Origin of the sequence: Bradyrhizobium sp. CB82 (genome assembly GCF_029714405.1) — a bacterium.
Lineage (GTDB): Bacteria > Pseudomonadota > Alphaproteobacteria > Rhizobiales > Xanthobacteraceae > Bradyrhizobium.
This window is the reverse complement of record NZ_CP121650.1, coordinates 5,110,429-5,134,267: the sequence shown is the minus strand read 5'-3', so window position 1 is coordinate 5,134,267 and position 23,839 is coordinate 5,110,429. Positions and strand designations below refer to the sequence as shown.

Genomic DNA, 23,839 nt, shown 5'->3' with positions numbered 1-23,839 from the left:
AAAGGCTCAGCTATTGGAGACCGCGATCAGATGCTTCAGCCGCGCCGTCGCGGCGCCGCTGTCGATCGACTTGGCGCCGAGCGCAACGCCTTCCTTGATGTCCTTGGCGCGGCCCGCCACCACCAGCGCGGCGGCCGCGTTGATCAGCGCGACGTCGCGATAGGCGCTCGGCTTGCCGTCGAGCACGCTTTGCAGGGCGATCGCGTTGGCGTCGGCGTCGCCGCCCTTCAAGCCGACGGCGTCGCAGCGCGGAAGGCCTGCGTCCTCCGGGGTGATCTCGAAGGACTTGATCTCGCCATTGTGCAGCGAAGAGACGAAGGTCGGGCCGGTGAGGGTGATCTCGTCGAGCCCGTCGGAGCCGTGCACCACCCAGACCGAGTCGGAGCCGAGATTCTTCAGCACCTGCGCCAGTGGCTGCACCCATTGCCTGGAGAATACACCGACCATCTGCCGCTTCACGCCAGCCGGATTGGACAGCGGTCCGAGCAGGTTGAAGATGGTGCGGGTGGCGAGCTCGACGCGGGTCGGGCCGACGTTCTTCATTGCGGGATGGTGCGCGGGCGCGAACATGAAGCCGATGCCGCATTCGCGCACGCAGCGGCCGACGTCCTCGGGCTTGAGATCGATCTTCACGCCGAGCGAGGCCAGCACGTCGGCTGCGCCCGAGCGCGACGACAGCGCGCGGTTGCCGTGCTTGGCGACCGGCACGCCGGCGCCGGCGACGATGAACGACGCGCAGGTCGAGACGTTGACCGAGCCCGAGCCGTCGCCGCCGGTGCCAACGATGTCGACGGCATCTGCCGGCGCGCTGACGCGCAGCATCTTGGAGCGCATCGCCGAGACCGCGCCTGTGATCTCGTCCACGGTCTCGCCGCGTACGCGCAGCGCCATCAAAAGCCCGCCCATCTGCGAGGGCGTAGCCTCGCCGGACATCATGGCATCGAAGGCTGAGGCGGCTTCGTCACGCGACAGGCTGGCGCCGGTCGCCACTTTTCCAATGATCGATTTCAGGTCGTCCATCGCGTGCTTTCGACTGATTACTGGTTCGCGCCCGTCACCTGCGCGAAGGCGGCCTGATTAATGGTGGTTCCGATGTCGTTTTCAAGCTTGTTGACATAGGACGCGACCTGCTCGTCGGTGAGCGAACGGTCGAGGCTCTCCCTCAGCTTGGCGATCGTGTCGGAAGCGAGATCGACCGGCGGATCGACGATGTCGGTCACGCGGAAGATGATGACCTCGCCGCCCGCACCCGGAGTCTGGCCGACGCCGTCCTTGGCGGCGCGGAATGCGGCTGCGACCAGGCTCGACGGCACGCCGGCGGGCGTGTCCTCGCGCTTGAAGCCCGCGGCGCTCTCGACCTTGGCGTTGATCGCGGCGGCTTCGTCCGCGAGCTTGGCGCCCTGTTCGAGCTTCTGCACGATCTCGGTGGCCTTGGCGCGCAACTTGGTCGTGATCTGGTCCTGACGCCAGCGCGCCTCGACCTGGTCGCGGACCTCGTCGAGGCTGCGCTCGCGCGACGGCGTGATGCCGAGCACGTCGTACCAGACATAGCCGCCGCGGAAGGAAATCGGATCATTGTCGACGCCGACGTCGCTGTTGAAGGCCTGCGACACCACGTCGAGCCCTTGCGGGATGCCCGCGACCGGCTGGCCGCTGGGCGCGCGGCCGGAGCGGTCGACGGCCTCGATGGTCACGGCGGCAAGTCCGAGCTTCTGCGCCGCCTCGATGACGCTAGAGCCGCCGCCGCGCTCGTCTTCCATCTTGTCGCGCAATTCGGCGACCTTGGCGCGGGCGCGCTCGGCCGCGATCTCCCGTTTGATGTCGCCGGCGAGATTGGCGTAGTTAGCCTCTGCGCCCGGCTCGATCTTGTCGACCTTGACGAGCGCCACGCCAAAGCGGCCCTGCACCGGCTGGCTGATCTCGCCTGCGGGCAGCGCGAAGGCGGCGTCCGCCACGGCCGGATCGAGGATCGCGGATTTCGTCACGAGGCCGAGATCGGCGTCCGCCGCGTTGAGCCCGCGCTCCTTGGCGAGGTCCTCGAACGACGTTCCGCCCGCGAGCCGCGTGCGCGCAGCTTGCGCTTCCTCGACCGTCGGAAACACGAGTTGGTGCACCTGGCGCTTCTCCGGCGCGCCGAGCCGGTCCTTGCGCTGCTCGAACACCTTCTTGGCGTCGTCGTCGGAGACGTCGGTCCACTTGCCGATCTCCTCCGGAGAGATCACGACGAAGGCGATCTTGCGGTATTCGGGCGCGCGGAACTGAACCTTGTGGTCCTCGAAATAGGCGGCGAGCGCCTCGGGCGAGGGCGGATCGATCGTGCCGGCCTGCGCCGCGTCAAGCTTGACGAACTCGATGGAGCGCTGCTCGTTCTGGTAGCGGCTCAGCGCGTCAATCATGGTCTTGGACGGCTCGAGGCCCGCGCCGATCGTACCGGTGATCTGCCGGCGCACCGACACCTTGCGTTGCTCGGCGGTGTAGCGCTGCTCAGTGTAGCCGAAATTGCGGATCATGGCCTGAAAGCGCTGCGCATCGAAATTGCCGGCGGCGCCCTTGAAGTTCGGGTCGTTCATGATCATGCGGCGGATTTCGTCGTCCGACACGCCGAGCCCGAGCCGGCGGGCCTCTTCATCGAGGGTGGCTTCCGCGATCGTCTGCTGCAGGACCTGCCGATCGAGGCCGAAGGCGCGCGCCTGTTCAGACGTCAGCGGGCGGCCGAACTGGCGGCCGATCTGCTGCATGCGGTCGGTGTAGATCTGACGGAATTCGTTCAGCGAAATCTCGGTGTGGCCGACCTTGGCCAAAGTCGACTGCCCAAAGCCACGGAAGATGTCGGCGATGCCCCAAATGCCGAAACTGATGATCAATACGCCCATCACCACGGCCATAATCGTCTTGCCGAGCCAGTTTGATGAGGCCTTGCGCATTCCTCGAAGCATTGCGTCCAACTTGTTTGGCAGGAGGGAACCGGGCGCGTCTTAAAGCGGATTCCGCAAAAGCGCATCACCGAATTGATATGGCATCATAAAGTGGCGGCTTTCCCCCCGCAACCTGCCGCTCCCTTAAGCTGTGTTAACAGGGGCGGGTCTCTGGAACTGCGGCGCCCGGTCTGCTAGCGCATGCCAGACCTCATTTCGATGGAATTTGGATATGACAGACGCCATCCGACCGCTGATCGCCGGAAACTGGAAGATGAACGGCCTGAAGGCCTCCGCTGCCGAATTCGACGCCATGCTCACGGGCGGCGCAGAGGTCGCCGCCAAGGCCGATCTTCTGGTGTGTCCGCCGGCGACCCTGATCGCGGCCTTTGCCGCCAAGGCGGCCGGCAAGAAGGTTGCCGTCGGTGCCCAGGATTGCCACCCCAAGGCCTCAGGCGCCCATACCGGGGATATCGCGGCGGAAATGCTGGTGGATGCGGGCGCTTCGGCCATCATCGTGGGCCATTCCGAGCGCCGTGCCGACCATGGCGAGAGTGACGACCTGGTGCGGCAGAAGGCCGAGGCCGCCTGGCGGGCAGGGGTGATCGCGGTTGTCTGCGTCGGCGAGACGCAAGGTCAGCGTGATGCCGGCCAGACCCTGGATATCCTGCGCGGCCAGCTCGACCTGTCGCTGCCGGACGGCTCAAAGGCCGGCAATCTGGTCGTGGCCTATGAGCCGGTCTGGGCGATCGGCACGGGCCTGACCCCCACGGCCAAGGATGTCGAGCAGATTCATGGGTTTATCCGGGAACTGTTGATCTCCCGCTTCAGGGACGAAGGGGCGAAGATGCGCATCCTCTATGGCGGCTCGGTCAAGCCGTCGAACGCGGCCGAACTGATGGCGGTCAAGAATGTCAATGGTGCGCTGGTCGGCGGCGCCAGCCTCAAGGCGGCCGATTTCCTTGCGATTGCCAAGGGCTGCCCTTAGTTAACAAGGGCTGCCCTTAGCTAACCGGCAAAGCGCAGGCGGCTCAAAGCGGGTCCGGACCGATCGGGGGGTGGCAATGCCAGTCCTGATCGTGTAACACCGCGCAACTTCAAGAAAACCCGCAAAGCGCGATGGGCCGGCACCGGCGCTGTCGGCTTGTGACGGAAGGGTACCATGCAGACCGTTGTGATCGTTATCCATCTCATGATCGTCGCCGTGATGATCGGCGCCGTGCTGCTGCAGAAGTCGGAAGGCGGCGGCCTCGGCATGGGTGGAGGCGCAGGCTTCATGTCGAGCCGCGGCACCGCGAATCTGCTGACGCGGACCACCGCCGTGCTCGCGGTCGGCTTCTTCGTCACCAGCCTGTTCCTGTCCTGGTATGCTGGCTACGACCGCAAGCCCTCGTCAATCATCGGGCAGCCTGCGTCGCAGACCCAGCCGGCCGGTGGCGCGGCTCCGGTGGCGCCGCCGACCTCGGGCGGTGTCCTGGATACGCTGAAGAAGGCGGACGAGCAGCAGCAGAACCAGGCGCCGAGCGGTCCGCAGGCGCCGCGTTCGCAATAAAGCAGAGGGGCCATGCAGGACGGTGCCTGGCGTCCTGCATCAAAAATCCCCATCAAGGCTCTGGCAACACACTCAGTTTTGGCTCACCCACAGGCCCGCAAATTGTTTGGGGCGGGACACGAATCGCTTTGGCGAATCGAGTTCGGGGGATTAAAGGTTAAGTCCCATGGCGCGGTACATATTCATCACCGGCGGCGTGGTTTCTTCGCTCGGCAAGGGTCTGGCTTCAGCGGCACTGGGTGCTCTGTTGCAAGCCCGGGGCTACAAGGTCCGCCTCCGCAAGCTCGACCCATATCTCAATCTCGATCCCGGAACGATGTCGCCGTATCAGCACGGCGAAGTGTTCGTGACCGATGACGGCGCCGAGACCGATCTCGATCTCGGTCACTATGAACGCTTCACCGGCCGGCCGGCGACCAAGGCCGACAACATCACCACGGGCCGCATCTATCAGGACATCATCTCCAAGGAGCGCCGCGGCGACTATCTCGGCGCGACGATTCAGGTCGTGCCGCACGTCACGAACGCCATCAAGGAGTTCGTGCTCGACGGGAACGATGAGTACGACTTCGTGCTGGTCGAGATCGGCGGCACAGTCGGCGACATCGAGGGCCTGCCGTTCTTCGAGGCGATCCGCCAGCTCAAGAACGAGCTGCCGCGCGATCACGCGGTCTACATCCATCTCACGCTGCTGCCGTACATCCCGAGCGCGGGCGAGCTGAAGACCAAGCCGACGCAGCATTCGGTGAAGGAGCTGCGCTCGATCGGCATCCAGCCCGACATCCTGCTGTGCCGCACCGATCGCGAGATTCCGAAGGAAGAGCGCCGCAAGCTCGGGCTGTTCTGCAACGTGCGCGAAAGCGCCGTGATCGAGGCGCGCGACGTCGACAACATCTACGCCGTGCCCGAGGCCTATCACGCCGCGGGCCTCGACGACGAGGTGCTCGCCGCCTTCGGCATCGGCTCGCGGATTCCACCGGAGCTGCGGAGCTGGCAGCAGATCAACGAGCGCGTCCGCAATCCGGAGGGCAACGTCACCATCGCCATCGTCGGCAAGTACACCGGCATGAAGGATGCGTATAAGTCGCTGATCGAAGCGCTCTCGCACGGCGGCATCGCCAACAAGGTGAAGGTCAATCTCGACTGGATCGAGAGCGAGATCTTCGAGAAGGAAGATCCCGCGCCGTTCCTCGAGCACGTCAACGGCATCCTGGTGCCCGGCGGCTTCGGCCAGCGCGGCGCCGAGGGCAAGATCAAGGCGGCGCAGTTCGCGCGCGAGCGCGACGTGCCGTATTTCGGCATCTGCTTCGGCATGCAGATGGCGGTGATCGAGGCGGCGCGAAACCTCGTCGGCATCGAGGATGCCAACTCCACCGAGTTTGGCCCGACCACGGAGCCGCTCGTCGGTCTGATGACCGAATGGCTGCGCGGCAATGAGCTCGAGAAGCGCTCGCAGGCCGGCGACCTCGGCGGCACGATGCGGTTAGGGGCGTACCCCGCGGCGCTCAAGCGCGGCAGCCGCGTCTCGCAAGTGTACGGCGGCGCGACCGAGATTTCCGAGCGCCATCGCCACCGCTACGAGGTCAACACCGCCTACAAGGATCGTCTCGAGCAGCACGGCCTGAAGTTTTCAGGCCTGTCGCCCGACGGCGTGCTGCCGGAGATCGTCGAATACGAAGATCACCCCTGGTTCATCGGCGTGCAGTTCCACCCCGAGCTGAAGTCGCGGCCCTTCGAGCCGCACCCGCTGTTTGCCTCGTTCATTCAGGCGGCAATGGTGCAGAGCCGTCTGGTGTAGGCGGCGTAAAGCACGATCCGGAAAAGTGCGAAGCGGTTTTCCCTCGCGACAAACGCGGAACGCGTTTGCGCGGAGATCATGCGCAAACAACAACCTAAAGCGCGATGACGATTCACCCTAATCTCATCGCGCTTTAGCGCAGCGCCGATCGCCTCGCTTCGCTCTCAAGGCACGGCACTGCAGTCGCGCTCCAGCTGCTCCGGTCGTGGCGCGACCGGCATTGAAGCATCGGGCGCAAGCGAGCACGTGATCAGCTTCATCTGCGGCCGTCGGGTCAGCTTGTAGACGGCGGCGGGCGGTACGTTCAGCAAGGCGCGATCCACCAGAGTGGCGCGCAGACCCAGCCGATCGAGAATCGGCCGCCGCACCGGGCAGCTCATGCCGTAGGTGAACTGGTAGAAGGCGCCGCCGGGGCGGACATAACTGAACGCGCCATTGACGATGGACATCACCTTGCGCGTCGACATGTTGAGCAGCGGCAGGCCGCTCACGACCGCGCCGACCGGTGCGCCATCATAAAGGCGCTCCGTCGTCAACCGCCCCGCATCCATCCACAAGACGCGCGCGCCGGGAAAGCGCAATTGCAAGAGCTTCATGAAGTCGGAGCCGTATTCGATGAGCGTCAGGTCCTGCTGCCGCACGCCGCGTTTGAGCAGCTTGTAGGTGAACGCACCGGTGCCGGGGCCGAGCTCGAGAATCGGGCCGGTCGATTCGGTGATCTCTCGGGTGATGAGATCGGCGAGCGCGGGTCCCGACGGCGCGACCGCACCGACGCGACGCGGGGCCGACATCCAGGACAGGAAGAAGGAGAGGAAATCGTTGGGCATGCGCACTCCGGCATTTTGGTTGCGCCTCGCGGATCAGAGGTGAGGCGGTCGAAGTGTCGCCGGAACGCATTGCAGCAGCATTGCGCTTTGAGGTAGCGCATGTGAGATGAATCAACTTTCGCGAACCGCGGGCAGTGTCATCCTGAAGCAGGCGCCGCCATCCGGTCCATCGGCGACCGAGACGTGGCCGCCGTGCAGCAGCACGATCTCGCGCACCATGTTGAGGCCGAGGCCAGCACCGCGGTCATGCGGCGTCAGCCGATAGAACGGCTCGAAGATCTGGTCGCGTTGATCGGGCGGGATACCCGCGCCCTCGTCGATCACTTCGATGCATGCGGGCCGGCTGACGCGAATGCCAATCGTGCCGCGGCGTGGGCCGTGCTGGATCGCATTCTGCACCAGATTGGTGAGTGCGCGCTCCAGCGCGGCTGCGTCGCCGAGCGTCTCGATGGGCGTTTCAGGGGCGTCGAGCGCGAGCTCGTAGCCGGCGGCAATCGCGAGCGGTGCGAGGTCGGCGGCCACGCCTTGCGCGACCCGGACGAGGTCGACGCCTGTGAACGGATGGCTGCAGCGATCGAGCCGCTGAATGTCGAGCAATTGCTCGGCGAGCGTTGCCAGCCGTGCCGCATCCTCGATCAGGCGGATCTTCTCCGGTCCCGGGGCAAGCGACTCCAGCCGCGTGTTCAGGATCGCGATCGGCGTCCGCAGTTCGTGCGCGGCGTCCGCGACGAAGCGCTTGTGACGGGCATAGCCCTGGTCGAGCCGCGCCAGCGCTTCATTTACCGCGGTCACGAGCGGCACGACCTCCAGCGGGATTCGCTCCACCGACAATCGCGCACCGCGCTGATGGATGTCGATGCGACGGGCCTGGTCCGCGGTCGTATCGAGCCCCTTGAACGCGCGCCGCACGATCATCGGGGTCGCTATGAAGGTGGCGGTTCCCATCAGAAGCAGGCCGGGCAGGGCGATGCCCAGAAACGCGAGCGAGGTCATGAGCAACGCTTTGGCGCCGGTCAGCCGTCCCTGCGTCGCGGTGATGACCTGCACGTTGCCGGCATCGGTGTCTATGCGCTTCAGCCGCGCTGCCGGCTTGCGCGGATCGTCTTCGAAAAGCTGCCAGCCGAGCCGCGCCTGGCTGATCTGGTCGAGGCCGCTGCCGATCGCCGCGAATTCTGCCGGCACGGCGCCTTCGGAGAGCGAATATCCCTGCCGGTCGCGGACCAGAAACCAGAGATCGGGTGTCTCGCTGCGCAGCTGTTTCAGCTCGGTCGTCGGCCGCAGGGTGAGGCCGCCTTGTGTGTCGCGCGCGAGTGCGCGCTGCACGACGTCGATCACGCGATCCTCGTCGCGCTCGGCGAGCACGAAGCCCGACGCGCACAGTGCGCCCACGACGACGGCAACCAGCGCAACCAACAATGCGGCCTGGAGCGAAAGCAGGCGCCAGCTCAGCCGCGAGCGCAGGCAATAAGGATCATCGTGCCTGCTCATGGCAGCTTCTTCAGGAGATAGCCGACGCCGCGGATGCCATGGATCTCCACACCGGCATCGGCCTCGGCGAGCTTGCGCCGCAGCCGCGAGATATGGGTATCCAGCGCGTTCGACTGGATCTCGTCGTCGAAATTGTAGACGGCCTCTTCGAGCGCCGAGCGCAGCACGGTGCGGCCGATGCGGCGGATCAGCGCTTCGAGCACGAGCAGCTCGCGGCGCGGCAGCTCGAACGGCTGGCCGTCGATGCTGGCCTCGCGGTGGCCCACATCGAAGGCGAGACGGCCCGCGCGGATGACGTCCGGCGTGAGGCCGGCGGGCCGCCGCAACACGGCGCGCAGGCGTGCCAGCAATTCTTCGACCGCAAACGGCTTCGCCAGGTAGTCGTCCGCGCCGCTGTCGAGCCCGGCGACGCGGTCGGCGAGCTCGCCGCGTGCCGTCAACACGATGATGGGTACGCCGTCGGCGCGCGCGCGAAGCTTTGGGATCAGGGCGAGGCCGTCGCCGTCGGGAAGCTGGCGATCGAGCAGGACGGCGGCATGGACGTCGGAAGAGATCGCCTCTTCCGCCTCGGCCAGGGTGGGCACGTGGTCCACCACCATGTCGTAGCGCTTCAGCGCCGACGCCAATGCGCCGGCCATCTCCGCCTCATCCTCGACAAGCAAAATCCGCATGATCTCCGGCACTCCGGCCTCAACGAGGCATTTTACCGGCCGTAAAATTGCGGCAGCATTGCGGGAGGTGGCTGCGGCCGAGCGGCCGGGGCCATCCCTATTGCCTGAGGGGGCCGTTGCCGTCTTGCACCGCAAAGCTCAGCGGCAGCTCGGCGCGCAGGCCGATCTCCCACATCTGCAAATAGGCGCGAAACCTCGTGGGCATCGAGGACGCCAACTCCACCGCGTTCGGCCCGACCAGGGAGCCGCTCGAGCGCTTTGACGCGATCACGCCGAAGCTCTGGGAGAAGCACGGCATCGAGCAGGCCGGGTTCTTCACCACGCTGATCGGCGGATCCAACCACGAGCCGACCTATTCCTGGCCTGGCAATCGCTTGCCGAGCGCGCGACGAAATGGACTGTCTTCATGACCGATCCGGAGTGGATCGAGGCACGCGCCAAGTCGGAAGCGGATGGCCAGATCGTCGCCAACATCGTCAGCCAGATCCTGGCGCCGACCGCTTTCTCCGCGGTGACGTGCGGCGGGCCACGCCGGGCCGCCGCTGCAACCCTGATATTCGAGGAGGCGGACCGAATAGGGTTGATCCGTCCCTCATCGCCGCTATGGTCGCGCCGAAACAGGGGATATCGATTTGAGCGCAGACCATTCAGCAGCACCGGTCGTCGGCGTCGGCACGGTCAGGTTCGGCAATGATCTGCCGATCGCGATCATTGCCGGCCCGTGCCAGCTCGAAAGTCGCCAGCATGCGCTGGAGGTTGCGTCCGCGCTCAAGGAGATCGCTGCGCGCCTCAAGATCGGGCTTGTCTACAAGACCTCCTTCGACAAGGCCAACCGCACCAGTGCGTCGGCGGCACGCGGGCTTGGGCTGGCGCAGTCGTTGCCGATCTTCGCGGAGATCCGGTCGTCGATCGGCTTGCCTGTACTCACTGACGTGCATGAGGCGGCACAATGTGCCGAGGTCGCACAGGCGGTCGACGTCCTTCAAATCCCGGCCTTCCTGTGCCGGCAGACGGATCTGCTGCTGGCGGCGGCCGCAACCGGCAAGATCGTCAACGTCAAGAAGGGACAGTTCCTGGCGCCGTGGGACATGGCGAATGTCGTGACCAAGATCACCAGCGCCAACAATCCCAACGTGCTCGTCACCGAACGTGGCGCGTCCTTCGGCTACAACACGCTCGTCTCGGACATGCGCGCGCTGCCGATCCTGGCGCGCACCACCGGCGCGCCGGTGATCTTCGATGCCACTCATTCGGTGCAGCAGCCGGGCGGGAAGGGGGCATCGTCGGGTGGCGAGCGCGAATTCGTGCCAGTGCTGGCGCGGGCGGCCGTTGCGGTCGGCGTCGCCGGCCTGTTCATCGAAACCCATCCCGATCCCGACCATGCGCCGTCTGACGGCCCCAACATGGTGCCTTTGCGCGAGTTCGAAGGTCTCCTCAGCAGGCTGATGGCGTTCGACGCGGTCGCAAAGAATCCGCGCTGATGTCGCACGGGCAGGCGCGGCCGCACGAACAGGGCTTGCCGCCGGCACTCTACGTCATCTCAGGGGCAAGCTTTGCCGCCGCCCTCTCGGCGCGGGCGCTCGATCCAGTGCTGCCGCACATCGCCGAGGACTTTCAAGTCAGCATCGCGACCGCCGCGGGCTTCGCCGCCGTCTTCGCCTTCACCTTCGCGATCATCCAGCCGCTGATCGGCGCCGCCGCCGATCTCTTCGGCAAGACACGATTGATGATCGGCTGCTTTGCGGTGCTCGGCCTTGCCAGCATCCTTGGCGCGCTCTCGACTTCGTTCTCGCTGCTGTTTGCCACCCGCATCCTGGCCGGCATCGGCTCCGGCGGCGTGTTTCCGATAGCCCTGAGCCTGACCAGCGATCTCGTCGGATCCGAGAAGCGACAGATCGCGATCAGCCGCACGCTCGCGGGCGCCATGACCGGCAACCTCCTCGGCGCATCCGCGTCAGGCCTGATCGGAGACTTCCTCGGCTGGCGCGGCGTGCTGGCCGTGCTCGGCGTGCTGGTCATCGTGTCTTCGATTGCAGTCGCAGCCGGTTTCCGCGGCGCCAGGATCAAGCATCCGCCGAAGACGAGCCTTTCGGCGCTGAAGACCGGCTATCGCACCATCTTCACCAATCCGAACGCGCGGGTGTGCTACTCGGCCGTGTTCATCGAAGGCTGCTGCGTGCTCGGCCTGTTTCCTTACATCGCCTCGTTCCTGTTCGACCTCGGTGAGACCTCGCTCTCCGTTGCCGGCGTCGTCATCGCGGGCTTTGCGGTCGGCGGGCTCTTCTACACCATGACGGTGTCGCGCCTTCTGCCGCGGCTTGGCGTCAAGGGCATGATGATCGCGGGCACCGTGCTGGTGGCCTCGCAGCTCGTCGCGGTCGCCTTCGGTCCGCGCTGGGAAATCCAGACGCTCAATCTCGTGGTGATGGGCTGGGGTTTCTACATGGCCCATGGCTGCCTCCAGGTCTTTGCCAGCGAGCTGTCGGTCGAAGCGCGCGCCACCGCGTTGTCGCTGCACTCATTCTTTTTCTTCATGGGCCAGACCGTCGGACCGCTCGCCTATGGATTTGGGCTAGCGCATGCGGGCAAAGGGGCGACGCTGCTTGCGAGCGCTGCGATCATGGTGATGCTCGGGCTGGTCTGCGCCCGCCTGCTCAAGCCGCGTGCGCCGGCGGATGCGCGGGCATGACGAATTGGCAATTCATTACCGCAGCGTCCCATTTCCCGCGATGCGGTCGGTCAGACCATTCTGTTGCAATTCAGCTCGATCATGGCCGGCGGTGGCGTGAAAGCCGTACGCGGAAGCACTGCAAATTCGACTGCCGTCGCAGCTAAGGCCGCGGTGGCCCTTGTTCTTGGGCTTCTCTCTGAGGGAGGGAACTGGAACGCCTGTTGATCGCCGCCTCGATTACGCAGAAGATCGAAGCGGGCTGGACGCGAGGCGCCGAAGGGACGGCTGATGCCAGGAACTATCCGGCTATTTGACCGTCACATCCACGACGATGAGTGACGTTCCGTGCTGGCGCTTATTCTCGCCTTCGACCGCGATCTTGAATCTCTCGTTCGTAGGAGAGCCGGCTGCCTGATACCGAAAGGACGGACCCGAGATGACCACTTGGCCGGATCGCGGCGGCTCGACTACATTGATCCGCTCCAAAAGCTGCGTTTTGCCCCGCAAACCCTGCAGACACTCCGCTCCGATCGGCAGCGAGAAATTCCAATGAACCGTGTCCGAGATGAGCTCGAATCTCTCCGGTTTGGACAGACATTCACCCGCTGCGGCAGCCCGCGCCAATAAGAGCAGCCCCAAGCCCACACATATCCTATGGCTCATGAGAGGCTGCCTCACCGATCTCGATATCCTGACCCTTGATCGTAGACGGGCCGATCAACCGCGCCAATGGACTTGTCCGTCGCAGGGCGGGAAAGTGGGTCAGCCCCGCCCGCGATACGGTGCGACGCCTTGCTCCGGCACCCACAATCCCTTTGGCACCCTGCCAGTCTGCCAGAACACGTCGATCGGGATGCCGCCGCGGGGATACCAGTAGCCGCCGATCCGGATCCATTTCGGCTTGGTCTCGGATGCGATGCGCTTGCCGATCATCACGGTGCAGTCCTCGTGGAAGGCGCCGTGATTGCGGAAGCTCGCGACGTAAAGTTTGAGAGATTTGGACTCGAGCAGCCAGGCGTCCGGTGCGTAGTCGATCACGAGATGCGCGAAATCCGGCTGGCCCGTGACCGGGCAGATCGAGGTGAATTCCGGCACGGTGAAGCGCACCAGATAGTCCGTGCCCTTTTGCGGATTGGGCACGCGGTCGAGCTGGGCTTCCTCCGGTGTGTGCGGCCATTCGACCGCACGGCCGAGCTGGAGAGGTTTCTTCGCCATCTTCGTCATCCTTTGCGGATGCCGGGATGGACGTAATCTTGGCTGCCGTCAACCGGTCGCGATGGTCTGGATCATGACGATCCGGTCGTTTCCGGACTCGCAGCCCCAAAGCTCGCCCGGCCGACCATCGAGCTGGCGGACGTTGGCGTTCGGCTTGTCGCTGGTGAAGACGGTGAACTTCTCGGTCACGGGATCGAAGCGGACGATGGCGTTGGCGGCAAAATCGGTCAGCCAGACCTTGTCCTTGTCGTCGACGAAAACCGCATAGGCGCGGGGATGCTCGCCCGGCAGCTTCCAGGTCTTCCACGAACCGTCGGCGGGATCGTGCACCGACACGTGCCCGCTGTTCCACTCGCTCACCCAGATCCGGCTCTTCGAATCTGACCAGACGCGCCGCGAACCGGCATTCGGTGTCGGCGGCTGCACGACGCTGGCGTTGCCGGTCGCAAGATCGATCTTGGCGATGTAGCTGCCGGCGAGCGAGGCGTACCAGACGTCGCCCTTGGGCGTCACGGTGATGCCATAGGGCCCGATGCCCTTTGGCGCCTTGAACACCGTCATCTCGCCGGACGTTGGCACGAGCCGGCCGTAGTAACCGGACTGTCCGGTGAACCAATAGGTGCCGGCCTTGTCGAACACACCGGTGTTGAGATTGGCTTGGGCGAATTTTTCGGGCAAGCGGAACAGCGTGACCTCGAGGTCGCCGGGATCGACCCGCGCGATCGCGTTCTGGCCGCCCTCTGTGATCCAGGGCGCGCCATCGGGGCCGATCGTCACGCCGTGGGGGGCCGCGCCCTGGCCGAGGTTGACGGTCTTGAACGAGCCGTCCTTCGGATCGAGCTTGCCCAGCATGCCCTTACCCTGCGCGGTGAACCAGATCGTGCCGTCAGGGGCGGGCGTGAGGTCGTGCAGGCCGATACCGGGACTGATCGGGAAATATTTCGTCCGGAACGGGCCTTCCTGCGCAAAACTTGGGCGGGTCGCGAGGAGTGCGGCGCTGGAGGCGAGAAACTGGCGGCGATTCATGGCGTTACCCCGACTGTTTCAGATGGAGGTTGGACGCGCAGACCAGGTGGCCTCCAGCTTAGTCTGAGGCTCCCCAGGCGTCAGTCGAAGGCGGCCGCCCAAGCGTTCACATTTGCTTGCGCTCCGTGTAAGACGCCCCCGCAACGACCCAGCTCTAACGAACGGAAGCGCAATCATGACCGCTATTGTCGACATCATCGGCCGCGAAATTCTCGATAGCCGCGGCAATCCCACCGTCGAGGTTGACGTCGTGCTGGAAGACGGCTCGCTCGGCCGCGCCGCGGTGCCCTCGGGCGCTTCCACCGGCGCCCATGAGGCGGTGGAACTACGCGACGGTGACAAGGGCCGCTATCTCGGCAAGGGCGTGTCGAAGGCCGTCGGTGCCGTCAACGGCGAGATCTTTGAGGCGCTCAGCGGCATGGACGTCGAGCACCAGGTCCAGATCGACCAGGTCATGATCGATCTCGACGGTACGCCGAACAAGAGCCGTCTCGGCGCCAACGCCATCCTCGGCGTTTCGCTCGCCTGCGCCAAGGCGGCCGCGCAATCGCTCGACATGCCGCTCTATCGTTACGTCGGCGGCACTTCGGCGCGGGTCCTGCCGGTGCCGATGATGAACATCATCAATGGCGGCGTGCATGCCGACAACCCGATCGACTTCCAGGAGTTCATGATCCTGCCGGTGGGGGCTTCGAGCTTCGCCGAAGGCCTCCGCTATGGCGCCGAGGTCTTCCACACGCTGAAGTCCGAATTGAAGAAGGCCGGTCACAACACCAATGTCGGCGACGAAGGCGGCTTTGCGCCGAACCTGCCGTCGGCGGACGCCGCGCTCGAATTCGTCATGAACGCGATCGGCAAGGCCGGCTTCAAGGCAGGCTCTGACGTCGTACTCGGGCTCGACTGCGCCTCGACAGAGTTCTTCAAGGGCGGCAAATACGTCTATGAAGGCGAGGGCAAGACCCGCTCGATCTCCGAGCAGGCCAAATATCTCGCCGATCTCGTGTCGCGCTATCCGATCGTGACCATCGAGGACGGCATGTCGGAGGACGACATGGACGGCTGGAAGGAGCTGACCGATCTGATCGGCAAGAAGTGCCAGCTCGTCGGTGACGATCTCTTCGTCACCAATGTCAAGCGGCTGTCCGAGGGCATCAAGGCGGGCCGCGCCAACTCGATCCTGATCAAGGTCAACCAGATCGGTACGCTGACCGAGACGCTCGCCGCCGTCGAGATGGCGCACAAGGCGGGCTACACCTCCGTCATGTCGCACCGCTCCGGCGAGACCGAGGACTCCACCATCGCCGATCTCGCGGTCGCCACCAATTGCGGCCAGATCAAAACCGGTTCGCTCGCGCGTTCCGATCGCACCGCCAAATACAACCAGCTCCTGCGCATCGAGCAGCAACTCGGCAAGCAGGCCGTCTATCCCGGCAAGGCGGCGCTGAAGGCGCTGGCCTGAGCGACGAACAGAAAAAGCGGAGGTCGACATGAGCGACGGCAGAAACGGACTTCAGTTGCGTTCGCTGATCAAGAAGAGCGGCGAGCTCGAGATCTCGCTGGTCGACGTGCCGACCCCGGAGCCCGCCGCGGACGAGGTCGTCGTCCGCGTCGAGGCGACGCCGATCAATCCGTCCGACCTCGGGCTTCTCGTCGGCGCCGCCGACATGAGCACGGCGAAGGCGTCGGGCACCAAGGATGCGCCGGTCATCACCGCCAAGGTGCCTGACGCCGCGATGCAGGCGATGGGCGCCCGGCTCGACCAGTCCCTGCCGGTCGGCAACGAAGGCGCCGGCGTCGTCATCAGGACCGGCTCGTCGGACGCCGCGAAGGCGTTGATGGGCAAGACCGTCTCGATGATCGGCGGCGCGATGTACGCGCAGTACCGGACCTTGAAGGCGAGGGACTGCCAGCCGCTGCCCGACGGCACGACTGCGGCGGAGGGCGCGTCCTGGTTCGTCAATCCGCTCACGGCGCTCGGCATGACCGAGACCATGCGGCGCGAGGGCCACAAGGCGCTGGTGCACACCGCGGCCGCCTCCAATCTCGGTCAGATGCTGAACAAGATCTGCATCAAGGACGGCATCCCGCTCGTCAACATCGTGCGCAGCAAGGAGCAGGTCGACATCCTGCACAAGATCGGCGCCAAGTACGTCGTCGATTCCACCGCGCCCAGCTTCCTCGACGATCTCACCAACGCGCTGGTCGAGACCGGCGCCACCATCGCCTTCGATGCCATCAGCGGCGGCAGGCTTGCCGGCAACATCCTGAAGTGCATGGAAGTCGCGATCAACAAGACCGCCAAGGAGTACAGCCGCTACGGCTCCAGCGTACACAAGCAGGTCTATGTCTACGGCATGCTCGACACGCGGCCGATCGAGCTGCCGCCCGGCTTCGGCATGGCCTGGGGCGTCGGCGGCTGGCTCTTGACCCCATTCCTCCAGAAGATCGGGCCGGCCGAGATCGGACGGCTGCGCCAGCGTGTCGCTAGCGAATTGAAGACGACCTTCGCCAGCCACTACACCAAGGTCGTGTCGCTTCAGGAGGCGCTCGATCCGGTCAATATCGCGATGTACGCCAAGCGCGCGACCGGCGAAAAATTCCTCATCAACCCAAATAAATTTGCGTGACGCAAGGGGCGGGCGTGACCAAAGAAGGTCTTGCCTTCTGAGCCGCGCGGGAGAACATTCGCGCCGCAATTGAAAGCGGAAAAAACCGCAACCTCAGACGGGGACGATCCCATGACCGAACTCAACCGCCGTGACGTGCTTGCCGGCGCCGCCGCACTCGGTGCGGCCGGCTTCTCGCGCCTGGGCAGGACGGCTGCCAATGCCGCAGTGCCGCAAAGCGGCACGCAGGTGCCGGGCTTCTACCGCTACAAGGTCGGCTCCTTCGAATGTACCTCGATCAATGACGGGGCGCGCACCTTCCCGATGCCCGACAAGTTCGTCACCAACGTGCCGAAGGACGAGGCGCTGGCCGCCGGCGATGCGGCCTATATGCCCAAGGGCATGGTGACGGTGCCCTACAACCCGCAGCTGATCAACACCGGCTCCAAGCTCGTGCTGATCGACACCGGCAACGGCGTTGCCAATCTCGAGCCGAGCAAGGGCGCGGTGGGGCGGACCCTGCAAAACCTCGCGGCCGCCGGCGTCGATCCGAAGAGCATCGACATCGTGCTGCTCTCGCACATGCATGGCGATCACATCAATGGCGTCCGCGCCGCCGACGGCTCGATCGCATTCCCGAATGCTGAGATCATGGTGCCGACGAAGGAGTGGGAGTTCTGGACCAGCGAGGAGAACGCGGCCAAGGCGCAGTCCAGCGAGATGATGAAGAACAACTTTGCGAACGTGAAGAAGGTTTTTGCGGGCATCGGGTCCAAGGTGACGAAGTACGAGTGGGGCAAGGAGGTCGCGCCCGGTATCACCTCGATCGCAACGCCTGGTCATACCCCCGGCCATACCTCGTTCGCGGTTGCATCGGGAAATTCCAAGGTGTTGATCCAATCCGACGTCACCAACATTCCGGAATTGTTCCTGCGCAATCCGGACTGGCACGTCATGTTCGACGTCGATCCAGCGACGGCGCAGGAGACGCGCCACAAGTTCTACGACATGGTGGCGGCCGAGAAGGCCACCGTGGTCGGCTTCCACTTCACCTTCCCGTCGATTGGCCATGTCGAGAAGGACGGCGCCAATTATCGTCTGATCCCGTCGGCCTGGAATCCGACGATCTGAGCGGTTTCGGTTGCTTCGCGTCCAGTTGATCGGGCCGCCGTTTGGCGGCCCGATTGTTCTGGCAACCAGGTCGCTTTCGCGAAACGCTGCGTTTCCAAATCGAAATGGTTCATGCACTTGCATCCTCTCGCGGAGGTGGATTAAGTGCGCGAGCCCGTTTCCCGCTTAAAGGTTTCAAGGACAACCCATGGCCTATCACATCGTCACGCTCGTCGGCAGCCTGCGCAAGGAAGGCTTTTCCATCAGGATCGCCAACGCGCTCGCCAAGCTGGCGCCAAGCTCGCTTTCGCTCGAGGTCGTCACACCCGCCGGCATCTCGTTCTTCAACCAGGATCTGGAAGCGGCTCCCCCGGCCGACTGGCTGGCCTTCCGCGAAAAGCTCCAGAAGTCGAACGGCGTGCTGTTCATCACACCGGAATACAATCGCTCGATCCCGGGTGTCCTCAAGAACGCCATCGACGTCGCCTCGCGCCCCTATGGCAAGAGCTCGTTCAGCGGCAAGCCGGTCGGCATCATCGCCAACTCGCCTGGCCCGCTGGGGGGCGTCAGCGCCGCAAAGCACCTTCAGAACATCCTGCCCGGCATCGCCGGTCCGATCCTCCAGCAGCCGGAAATCTACCTCAACGGCGTCGGCGACGCCTTTGACGCCGCGGGCAACCTGACCAAGGACTCGCTGAAGACCGTCCTGCAGCAGTACCTCGACGCCTTCGCCGCGCACGTCGCGAAGGGGTGATGCAAACAACCGGCGGCCACGCCGTCAGTCCTCATCCTGAGAGCTTGCCAATCTTTCTCGTTTTGCGTGGTCATCGAAGGATGTGGCAGTTCCTCGTCGTGGCAACGCGTGGGCTGGGCGGCTGTGGCGAGGTTGGGGGATGTCGATGAACGCTCCTCTATGCGCTAGCGAGGCGGTTGCCTTGCAGGATGTTGTTGGCGAGGGCGTACCAGAGCACGACGGCGCGGACCTTTTCGAAGCCGCGCACGGTCAATTGGCGCAGGTCCCAGTTGCGCCAGCGGGCATGTATGCACTCGCAAATCGACCGGGGCTTGTATCGGGCCTTGCCCTCTTCGCTCGCCATGCGCGCACGCCAGGCCAACACCCCCGGGCCGTCGCCGCGTCGCGGTAGATGGGGATCGGTGCCGTGCTTGGATTGAGTGGGCGGGCAAAAGATATCGATGCCCTCGGCGTGCGCCCACTCGATGTCCTCGGCACTGCCAAAGCCGCCATCGACGAGATGGTCCTTGGGCAACCCGCCAGGACGCGCGCGCTGCCGCTCCAGCATGGGCCGCATCAGGCCGCGGTCGGACCCGGTGTTGCAGACCTTGATGTCAACGACGATCGGCTGGCCGGCGGCACTCATCACCTGCACGTTGTAGGCGGGGCGGAAGCCGCCGTCGGCCATCTTCATGACCCGTGCGTCGGCGTCCGTCGTGGAGGCCCGCGGCTCTTTCGGCTTCTTGCCGTTGCCGCGCTTTTCTTCGCGCTCCTTGCGCTGCTGCTTGATTTCGGCGAGCGCCGTCTGCGCCGCTTTGACGCGCGCTCTGCGCTCACGCGCGGCGCGCTCCTTGGCGGCCTTCATGCGCTGATTGCTAGCATCCGAACGAGCGTCAACCTCGCGTTTGAGGTCTTCCACCACCGCCTCAGCCAAGGCCAGGTGCCGATCGAGCGTCGCCTCCCGCCGGAACGAAGCGGCCCCGGCGCTGGCCCGGACCCGAACACCGTCCTGCGCCAGCGTTTCCAGATTGACGAGGCCGACCTTCGCCAGCACCGCCAAATGCTCGCAAAGCAGCCGGTCGAGCAGGTCGGCGCAACCGACCCGGAAGTCCGCCAGCGTGTGATGGTTCACCGACACCCCGCCACACAGCCAACGATAGGCGTCATGGCTCTCGCAAAGCCGCTCCAACGCGCGCGCGCTGCCGACGCCCTCGCTGGTGGCATAGAGCCACAGCGCCAGCAAAAGCCGCGGCGATGTCGCGGGGTGACCAGGCCGATCGCCCCGCGCTTTGATCCGGTTCTCCAGCTCACTCAGGTCGAGTTCCTCGACATAGGACCAGATCAGGCGCACCGGATGGTCTTCCCCGATCAGGCTCTCGATATCCACTGCTCGCAACTCGATTTGATCGCGTTGGGGCTCACGAAGTCGCGGCGCTGCGAGCGGCGCCGCACCGGCTTGCGGCTTTGCCTGCTCCGGCAGATCCCCAAACAATTCATCAGCGGCCATCATCCCTCCTGCGAATCCATCACCGCAAGAGAATCACACAGCACCAGCTTTCGGCTATACCGCTTGCGAGCAGTCAAAAAGATTCACAGCCTCTGAGGAGCTTGCGAAGCAAGCGTCTCGAAGGATGGCCGCGTAAAGAATAGCATGGCCTTCATGGTTCGAGACGGCGCTTCGCGCCTCCTCACCATGAGGGTCTGGCTTGTTACGTTGGTCGGGAAGGTGAATTAGCACTCCCTTAACCAACCTGTCCCATCTTGCCCGACATGGTCACCCGTGCGCGCCTGAAATCGATTCTGACCGGCCTTGCCCTCTACGCCATGGCGGCCGCGATCGTCGGCTATTTCGGCATCAACGCCTATACCGGCAAATACGGTCTCAACGCCCGCCAGGAGCTCGACCAGGAGATCGTCGCGCTGACGAGCGAGCTTGCCCGGTTGAAGCGCGAGCGCGCCGAGGGTGAGCAGCGGGTGTCGCTGCTGCGCTCGGAAAAGATCGACCCCGACATGCTGGACGAGCGCGCCCGCTTCCAGCTCCAGTTCGTCAACCCGCACGACCTCGTGCGGATGAACAATTCGAACTAGGGCGCCTGCACATTCTCAAATCGAAGCTTCGGCTGATCATGGGCGGAGCCAGTGCCGCCTATGTCGAAGGTCGCAATCGCGGAGCAAACTCGCGACTTGACGGAAACGGCGCTGCGGGGGCATGCCTAATCCAGGCTGCACGCCAGGACTGACGCAGATCAATCGGGCAGCGCCGGCAGGATCTAGACTGCCACCTGGAGGAAACAGTGATGAATGGACAAGCGCAAGCGCTTGGGCATCACGCGGCCCGCGTCGAGGCCGCCATCGCGTCAGGCCAGGCGGCTCGCTCCGCGCTCGTGGCTTCATGGCGCCGCTCCTCCCGATTGCACCATCTCGATCCCGCAGGCCATCGGCCGCCGACCCGCCTCACCGAGGCTGAGCTGTACCACGTGCGCGAGCGGATCGCGCCACTGCTCAGCGCTGCCCAAGGCGCGATGGACCGGCTCTATCAGGCGGTCGGCGCTGCCGGCTGCTGTGTGCTGCTCGCCGATCGCGATGGCATTCCGGTCGATCGTCGCGGCACGCCAGCTGACGATCCCACGTTTCAATCCTGGGGCCTGTGGACCGGCGCGCTGTGGGGCGAGGAGCATGAGGGCACCAACGGCATCGGCACGTGCCTGGTTGAGCAGCGGCCGCTGACCATCGACCGCGATCAGCATTTCTTCACCCGCAACACGCTTCTGAGCTGCACCGCTGTCCCGATCTACGATCATGACGGGATGCTGGCCGGAGTGCTCGACGTCTCCTCCTGCCGCGCCGACCGCACGGACGCCTTCGCCAATCTGATCGCGCTCGCCGCGGGCGAAGCCGCAAAACGCATCGAGGCCGATCTGTTCCGCAACGCCTTTGCCCATGCCCGCATCATGCTGACCCCGTCAGCCGACGGTCATTGCGGCGGCCTCGTCGCGGTCGATGGCGACGATCTCGTGATAGGCGCGACAAGGTCCGCCCGGGTCGGACTTGGGATCGCGCCCGGCCGCCCGTTGCAGCCGGTGCCCGCAGCCGATCTTCTCGGTGGCGATACGGCACGCGACCACCTCGCCGGTGGCCAGCGCGCGGTCTTGCAGCGGGCGCTGTTGCGCGCGGGCGGCAATGTTTCCGCCGCCGCCAAGGCTCTCGGCGTCAGCCGCGCCACGCTGCACCGAAAACTCAAGCGCTTCGAGCTGAAGCACTGAGCGCTGCTGTTTCCTCAGTCGTCATTTCGAGCGCAGCGAAGCAATCCAGAATCTTTCCGCGGAGGGACTCTGGATTGCTTCGCTGCGCTCGCAATGACGATGTGGAAGCCGCGAATGACCTATCTTGCCCCTTGCTTTGAGGAGCCGGGCGGGTCGCACTCCTCGGGACGAGGTCGGCATGTGTGGCCGCATCATGAGCGGCTGCTTCACCTGTCGCAGAACTGCGACAGGTCGGCGCGACCATCGTTTGCGCATGGGCTGACAGAAAACGCCTCCCGCTTCATCGTCTGCGCAAGTCGTGAACACACGACGATCGCGCAAACAGCAACATCGGGAGTGAACATGAATAAGGTCGAATTCCTCAGCGTCACACAAGTTCCCTTCGCCGCCCGCTACGACAATCTCATCGGCGGCAAATTCGTCGCGCCGATCTCCGGCAAGTATTTTGACAACGCCTCGCCCGTGAACGGTCAGGTCGTCTGCAAGATCGCGCGCTCCGATCACCAGGACGTCGAAGCCGCGCTCGACGCAGCGCACGCCGCCAAGGCCGCCTGGGGACGCACCAGCGTCGCCGAGCGCGCCGCGATCCTGAACAAGATAGCCGACCGCATGGAAGAGAATCTCGAGCGGCTCGCGATCGCCGAGACCTGGGACAACGGCAAGCCGATCCGCGAGACCCGTGCCGCCGACCTGCCACTGGCGATCGATCACTTCCGCTACTTCGCCGGCGTCGTGCGCGCCCAGGAAGGCTCGATCGGCGAGATCGATCACGACACGATCGCCTATCATTTCCACGAGCCGCTCGGCGTCGTGGGCCAGATCATCCCTTGGAACTTCCCGCTGCTGATGGCCTGCTGGAAGCTCGCGCCTGCGCTCGCCGCCGGCAATTGCGTGGTGCTCAAGCCCGCCGAGCAGACGCCGGCCTCGATCATGGTCTGGGCCGAGATCATCGCCGATCTGTTGCCGCCCGGCGTCCTCAACATCGTCAACGGCTTTGGCCTTGAAGCCGGCAAGCCGCTCGCGTCCAGCCCGCGCATCGCCAAGATCGCCTTCACGGGCGAAACCACGACGGGCCGGCTGATCATGCAATATGCCAGCCAGAACCTCATTCCCGTCACGCTCGAACTCGGCGGCAAGTCGCCGAACATTTTCTTCAAGGATGTCACCGCCGAAGACGACGATTTCTTCGACAAGGCGATCGAGGGCTTCGTCATGTTCGCTCTGAACCAGGGCGAGGTCTGTACCTGTCCGAGCCGCGCGCTGGTCCATGAGGACATCTACGACCGCTTCATGGAACGGGCGCTCAAGCGCGTCGCCGCGATCAAGCAGGGCGATCCGCGCGATGCCGACACCATGATCGGCGCCCAGGCCTCCGGCGAGCAGTTGGAGAAAATTCTTTCCTATATCGACATCGGCAAGAAGGAAGGGGCGAAGGTCCTGGCCGGCGGTGGCCGCGCCAGCCTCGGCGGCGATCTTGCGGGCGGCTACTACGTCCAGCCGACCGTGTTCCAGGGCCACAACAAGATGCGGATCTTCCAGGAGGAGATCTTCGGCCCCGTCGTCTCGGTCACGACCTTCAAGACCGACGACGAGGCGCTCGCGATCGCCAACGACACACTCTATGGCCTCGGTGCCGGTGTCTGGAGCCGCGACGCCAATCGCTGCTATCGCTTCGGCCGCGCTATCCAGGCAGGCCGGGTCTGGACCAACTGCTACCACGCCTATCCCGCGCATGCGGCGTTCGGCGGCTACAAGCAGTCGGGCGTCGGCCGCGAGACGCACAAGATGATGCTCGACCACTATCAGCAGACCAAGAACCTCCTGGTCAGCTACAGCCCGAAGAAGCTTGGCTTCTTCTGATCGTCGGCGAGGGCGGCGCAACCTTGCGCCGCCCTTTTTCGAACTATGCGAGATAGCGCTGGATGCGTCGCCAACGCGCGCATGTCCCCGTGCATTCAGGAGCT

21 protein-coding genes and 1 pseudogene are annotated in these 23,839 nt (G+C 64.8%); 13 read left to right on the top strand and 9 right to left on the bottom strand.

Annotation, left to right across the window (positions count from 1 at the left end):
- Positions 1 to 6 precede the first annotated feature (6 nt).
- Positions 7 to 1,020, bottom strand: a complete 1,014-nt coding sequence (trpD, locus tag QA640_RS25005; RefSeq protein ID WP_283035599.1) for an anthranilate phosphoribosyltransferase — start codon at positions 1,018 to 1,020, stop codon at positions 7 to 9.
- Positions 1,021 to 1,037: 17 nt separating this feature from the next.
- Entirely contained in the window at positions 1,038 to 2,936 is a 1,899-nt protein-coding gene (locus QA640_RS25000; protein ID WP_283035598.1) for a peptidylprolyl isomerase, read from the bottom strand.
- A 211-nt stretch (positions 2,937 to 3,147) separates the two neighbouring features.
- Here QA640_RS25000 and tpiA point away from each other — a divergent pair, with 211 nt between their 5' ends.
- The 3 genes from tpiA to QA640_RS24985 all read left to right on the top strand — a co-directional run bounded on the left by tpiA (position 3,148) and on the right by QA640_RS24985 (position 6,265).
- On the top strand, positions 3,148 to 3,903 hold the full coding sequence (tpiA, locus tag QA640_RS24995; protein ID WP_283035597.1) for a triose-phosphate isomerase: 756 nt from the start codon (positions 3,148 to 3,150) through the stop codon (positions 3,901 to 3,903).
- A gap of 174 nt (positions 3,904 to 4,077) precedes the next feature.
- Positions 4,078 to 4,467, top strand: a complete 390-nt coding sequence (gene secG, locus QA640_RS24990; protein ID WP_283035596.1) for a preprotein translocase subunit SecG — start codon at positions 4,078 to 4,080, stop codon at positions 4,465 to 4,467.
- A 166-nt stretch (positions 4,468 to 4,633) separates the two neighbouring features.
- Complete coding sequence (locus QA640_RS24985; RefSeq protein ID WP_283035595.1) at positions 4,634 to 6,265, top strand: CTP synthase; 1,632 nt, start codon at positions 4,634 to 4,636, stop codon at positions 6,263 to 6,265.
- A gap of 164 nt (positions 6,266 to 6,429) precedes the next feature.
- On the opposite strand, the gene QA640_RS24980 is transcribed toward QA640_RS24985, so the two are convergent.
- The 3 genes from QA640_RS24980 to QA640_RS24970 all read right to left on the bottom strand — a co-directional run bounded on the left by QA640_RS24980 (position 6,430) and on the right by QA640_RS24970 (position 9,251).
- Positions 6,430 to 7,092 carry an rRNA adenine N-6-methyltransferase family protein gene (locus QA640_RS24980; RefSeq protein WP_283035594.1) on the bottom strand — a complete coding sequence of 221 codons (663 nt, stop codon included), beginning with the start codon at positions 7,090 to 7,092 and terminating at the stop codon, positions 6,430 to 6,432.
- A gap of 111 nt (positions 7,093 to 7,203) precedes the next feature.
- Positions 7,204 to 8,580 (bottom strand): HAMP domain-containing sensor histidine kinase, encoded by a 1,377-nt coding sequence (locus QA640_RS24975; RefSeq protein ID WP_283035593.1) that lies wholly within the window; start codon positions 8,578 to 8,580, stop codon positions 7,204 to 7,206.
- Entirely contained in the window at positions 8,577 to 9,251 is a 675-nt protein-coding gene (locus QA640_RS24970; RefSeq protein WP_283042879.1) for a response regulator transcription factor, read from the bottom strand. Before QA640_RS24970 ends, QA640_RS24975 begins: the two co-directional genes overlap by 4 nt.
- 197 nt (positions 9,252 to 9,448) lie before the next feature.
- On the opposite strand from QA640_RS24970, the pseudogene QA640_RS24965 reads away from it, so the two are divergent.
- The 3 genes and pseudogenes from QA640_RS24965 to QA640_RS24955 all read left to right on the top strand — a co-directional run.
- A pseudogene (locus tag QA640_RS24965) lies at positions 9,449 to 9,765 on the top strand (NIPSNAP family protein); the annotation flags it as partial.
- A gap of 118 nt (positions 9,766 to 9,883) precedes the next feature.
- Positions 9,884 to 10,732, top strand: coding sequence for a 3-deoxy-8-phosphooctulonate synthase (kdsA, locus tag QA640_RS24960; protein ID WP_283035592.1), 849 nt, complete (start codon positions 9,884 to 9,886; stop codon positions 10,730 to 10,732).
- Positions 10,732 to 11,940 (top strand): MFS transporter, encoded by a 1,209-nt coding sequence (locus tag QA640_RS24955; protein ID WP_283035591.1) that lies wholly within the window; start codon positions 10,732 to 10,734, stop codon positions 11,938 to 11,940. Before kdsA ends, QA640_RS24955 begins: the two co-directional genes overlap by 1 nt.
- A gap of 288 nt (positions 11,941 to 12,228) precedes the next feature.
- Here the strand turns inward: QA640_RS24955 and QA640_RS24950 are convergent, their stop codons facing one another.
- The 3 genes from QA640_RS24950 to QA640_RS24940 form a co-directional block, all read right to left on the bottom strand.
- Complete coding sequence (locus QA640_RS24950) at positions 12,229 to 12,561, bottom strand: hypothetical protein (protein WP_283035590.1); 333 nt, start codon at positions 12,559 to 12,561, stop codon at positions 12,229 to 12,231.
- A gap of 123 nt (positions 12,562 to 12,684) precedes the next feature.
- Positions 12,685 to 13,146, bottom strand: coding sequence for a preQ(1) synthase (queF, locus tag QA640_RS24945; RefSeq protein WP_283035589.1), 462 nt, complete (start codon positions 13,144 to 13,146; stop codon positions 12,685 to 12,687).
- A gap of 39 nt (positions 13,147 to 13,185) precedes the next feature.
- A complete protein-coding gene (locus QA640_RS24940) occupies positions 13,186 to 14,163 on the bottom strand; it encodes a lyase (RefSeq protein ID WP_283035588.1) in 978 nt (325 codons plus the stop codon).
- A 175-nt stretch (positions 14,164 to 14,338) separates the two neighbouring features.
- Here QA640_RS24940 and eno point away from each other — a divergent pair, with 175 nt between their 5' ends.
- The 4 genes from eno (at position 14,339) to QA640_RS24920 (ending at position 18,633) form a co-directional block, all read left to right on the top strand.
- Positions 14,339 to 15,622 carry a phosphopyruvate hydratase gene (gene eno / locus QA640_RS24935; protein ID WP_283035587.1) on the top strand — a complete coding sequence of 428 codons (1,284 nt, stop codon included), beginning with the start codon at positions 14,339 to 14,341 and terminating at the stop codon, positions 15,620 to 15,622.
- A gap of 28 nt (positions 15,623 to 15,650) precedes the next feature.
- Complete coding sequence (locus tag QA640_RS24930; RefSeq protein WP_283035586.1) at positions 15,651 to 16,790, top strand: zinc-binding dehydrogenase; 1,140 nt, start codon at positions 15,651 to 15,653, stop codon at positions 16,788 to 16,790.
- Positions 16,791 to 16,901: 111 nt separating this feature from the next.
- Positions 16,902 to 17,900 carry an MBL fold metallo-hydrolase gene (locus QA640_RS24925; protein WP_283035585.1) on the top strand — a complete coding sequence of 333 codons (999 nt, stop codon included), beginning with the start codon at positions 16,902 to 16,904 and terminating at the stop codon, positions 17,898 to 17,900.
- A gap of 187 nt (positions 17,901 to 18,087) precedes the next feature.
- Positions 18,088 to 18,633 (top strand): NADPH-dependent FMN reductase, encoded by a 546-nt coding sequence (locus tag QA640_RS24920; RefSeq protein WP_283035584.1) that lies wholly within the window; start codon positions 18,088 to 18,090, stop codon positions 18,631 to 18,633.
- Positions 18,634 to 18,790: 157 nt separating this feature from the next.
- On the opposite strand, the gene QA640_RS24915 is transcribed toward QA640_RS24920, so the two are convergent.
- Entirely contained in the window at positions 18,791 to 20,122 is a 1,332-nt protein-coding gene (locus tag QA640_RS24915; RefSeq protein WP_283035583.1) for an IS1182 family transposase, read from the bottom strand.
- Positions 20,123 to 20,382: 260 nt separating this feature from the next.
- On the opposite strand from QA640_RS24915, the gene QA640_RS24910 reads away from it, so the two are divergent.
- From QA640_RS24910 to adh, 3 genes are all read left to right on the top strand, one after another.
- A complete protein-coding gene (locus QA640_RS24910) occupies positions 20,383 to 20,700 on the top strand; it encodes a septum formation initiator family protein (RefSeq protein WP_283042878.1) in 318 nt (105 codons plus the stop codon).
- Positions 20,701 to 20,909: 209 nt separating this feature from the next.
- Complete coding sequence (locus tag QA640_RS24905) at positions 20,910 to 21,875, top strand: GAF domain-containing protein (protein WP_283035582.1); 966 nt, start codon at positions 20,910 to 20,912, stop codon at positions 21,873 to 21,875.
- Positions 21,876 to 22,217: 342 nt separating this feature from the next.
- Positions 22,218 to 23,735: an aldehyde dehydrogenase gene (adh, locus tag QA640_RS24900; protein ID WP_283035581.1), complete on the top strand. Its 1,518-nt coding sequence runs from the start codon at positions 22,218 to 22,220 to the stop codon at positions 23,733 to 23,735.
- The last annotated feature ends 104 nt before the right edge of the window (positions 23,736 to 23,839 follow it).

Bases quoted from the DNA above. Each gene is read 5' to 3' on its own strand.
- trpD (WP_283035599.1), bottom strand. From the start codon at position 1,020: ATGGACGACCTGAAATCGATCATTGGAAAAGTGGCGACCGGCGCCAGC.
- QA640_RS24980 (WP_283035594.1), bottom strand. From the start codon at position 7,092: ATGCCCAACGATTTCCTCTCCTTCTTCCTGTCCTGGATGTCGGCCCCG.
- QA640_RS24930 (WP_283035586.1), top strand. From the start codon at position 15,651: ATGAGCGACGGCAGAAACGGACTTCAGTTGCGTTCGCTGATCAAGAAG.
- adh (WP_283035581.1), top strand. From the start codon at position 22,218: ATGAATAAGGTCGAATTCCTCAGCGTCACACAAGTTCCCTTCGCCGCC.
- QA640_RS24905 (WP_283035582.1), top strand. From the start codon at position 20,910: ATGAATGGACAAGCGCAAGCGCTTGGGCATCACGCGGCCCGCGTCGAG.
- QA640_RS24915 (WP_283035583.1), bottom strand. From the start codon at position 20,122: ATGATGGCCGCTGATGAATTGTTTGGGGATCTGCCGGAGCAGGCAAAG.
- QA640_RS24940 (WP_283035588.1), bottom strand. From the start codon at position 14,163: ATGAATCGCCGCCAGTTTCTCGCCTCCAGCGCCGCACTCCTCGCGACC.
- QA640_RS24910 (WP_283042878.1), top strand. From the start codon at position 20,383: ATGGTCACCCGTGCGCGCCTGAAATCGATTCTGACCGGCCTTGCCCTC.
- QA640_RS24925 (WP_283035585.1), top strand. From the start codon at position 16,902: ATGACCGAACTCAACCGCCGTGACGTGCTTGCCGGCGCCGCCGCACTC.
- queF (WP_283035589.1), bottom strand. From the start codon at position 13,146: ATGACGAAGATGGCGAAGAAACCTCTCCAGCTCGGCCGTGCGGTCGAA.
- eno (WP_283035587.1), top strand. From the start codon at position 14,339: ATGACCGCTATTGTCGACATCATCGGCCGCGAAATTCTCGATAGCCGC.
- QA640_RS24920 (WP_283035584.1), top strand. From the start codon at position 18,088: ATGGCCTATCACATCGTCACGCTCGTCGGCAGCCTGCGCAAGGAAGGC.
- QA640_RS24985 (WP_283035595.1), top strand. From the start codon at position 4,634: ATGGCGCGGTACATATTCATCACCGGCGGCGTGGTTTCTTCGCTCGGC.
- QA640_RS25000 (WP_283035598.1), bottom strand. From the start codon at position 2,936: ATGCTTCGAGGAATGCGCAAGGCCTCATCAAACTGGCTCGGCAAGACG.
- secG (WP_283035596.1), top strand. From the start codon at position 4,078: ATGCAGACCGTTGTGATCGTTATCCATCTCATGATCGTCGCCGTGATG.
- QA640_RS24955 (WP_283035591.1), top strand. From the start codon at position 10,732: ATGTCGCACGGGCAGGCGCGGCCGCACGAACAGGGCTTGCCGCCGGCA.
- QA640_RS24975 (WP_283035593.1), bottom strand. From the start codon at position 8,580: ATGAGCAGGCACGATGATCCTTATTGCCTGCGCTCGCGGCTGAGCTGG.
- tpiA (WP_283035597.1), top strand. From the start codon at position 3,148: ATGACAGACGCCATCCGACCGCTGATCGCCGGAAACTGGAAGATGAAC.
- QA640_RS24970 (WP_283042879.1), bottom strand. From the start codon at position 9,251: ATGCGGATTTTGCTTGTCGAGGATGAGGCGGAGATGGCCGGCGCATTG.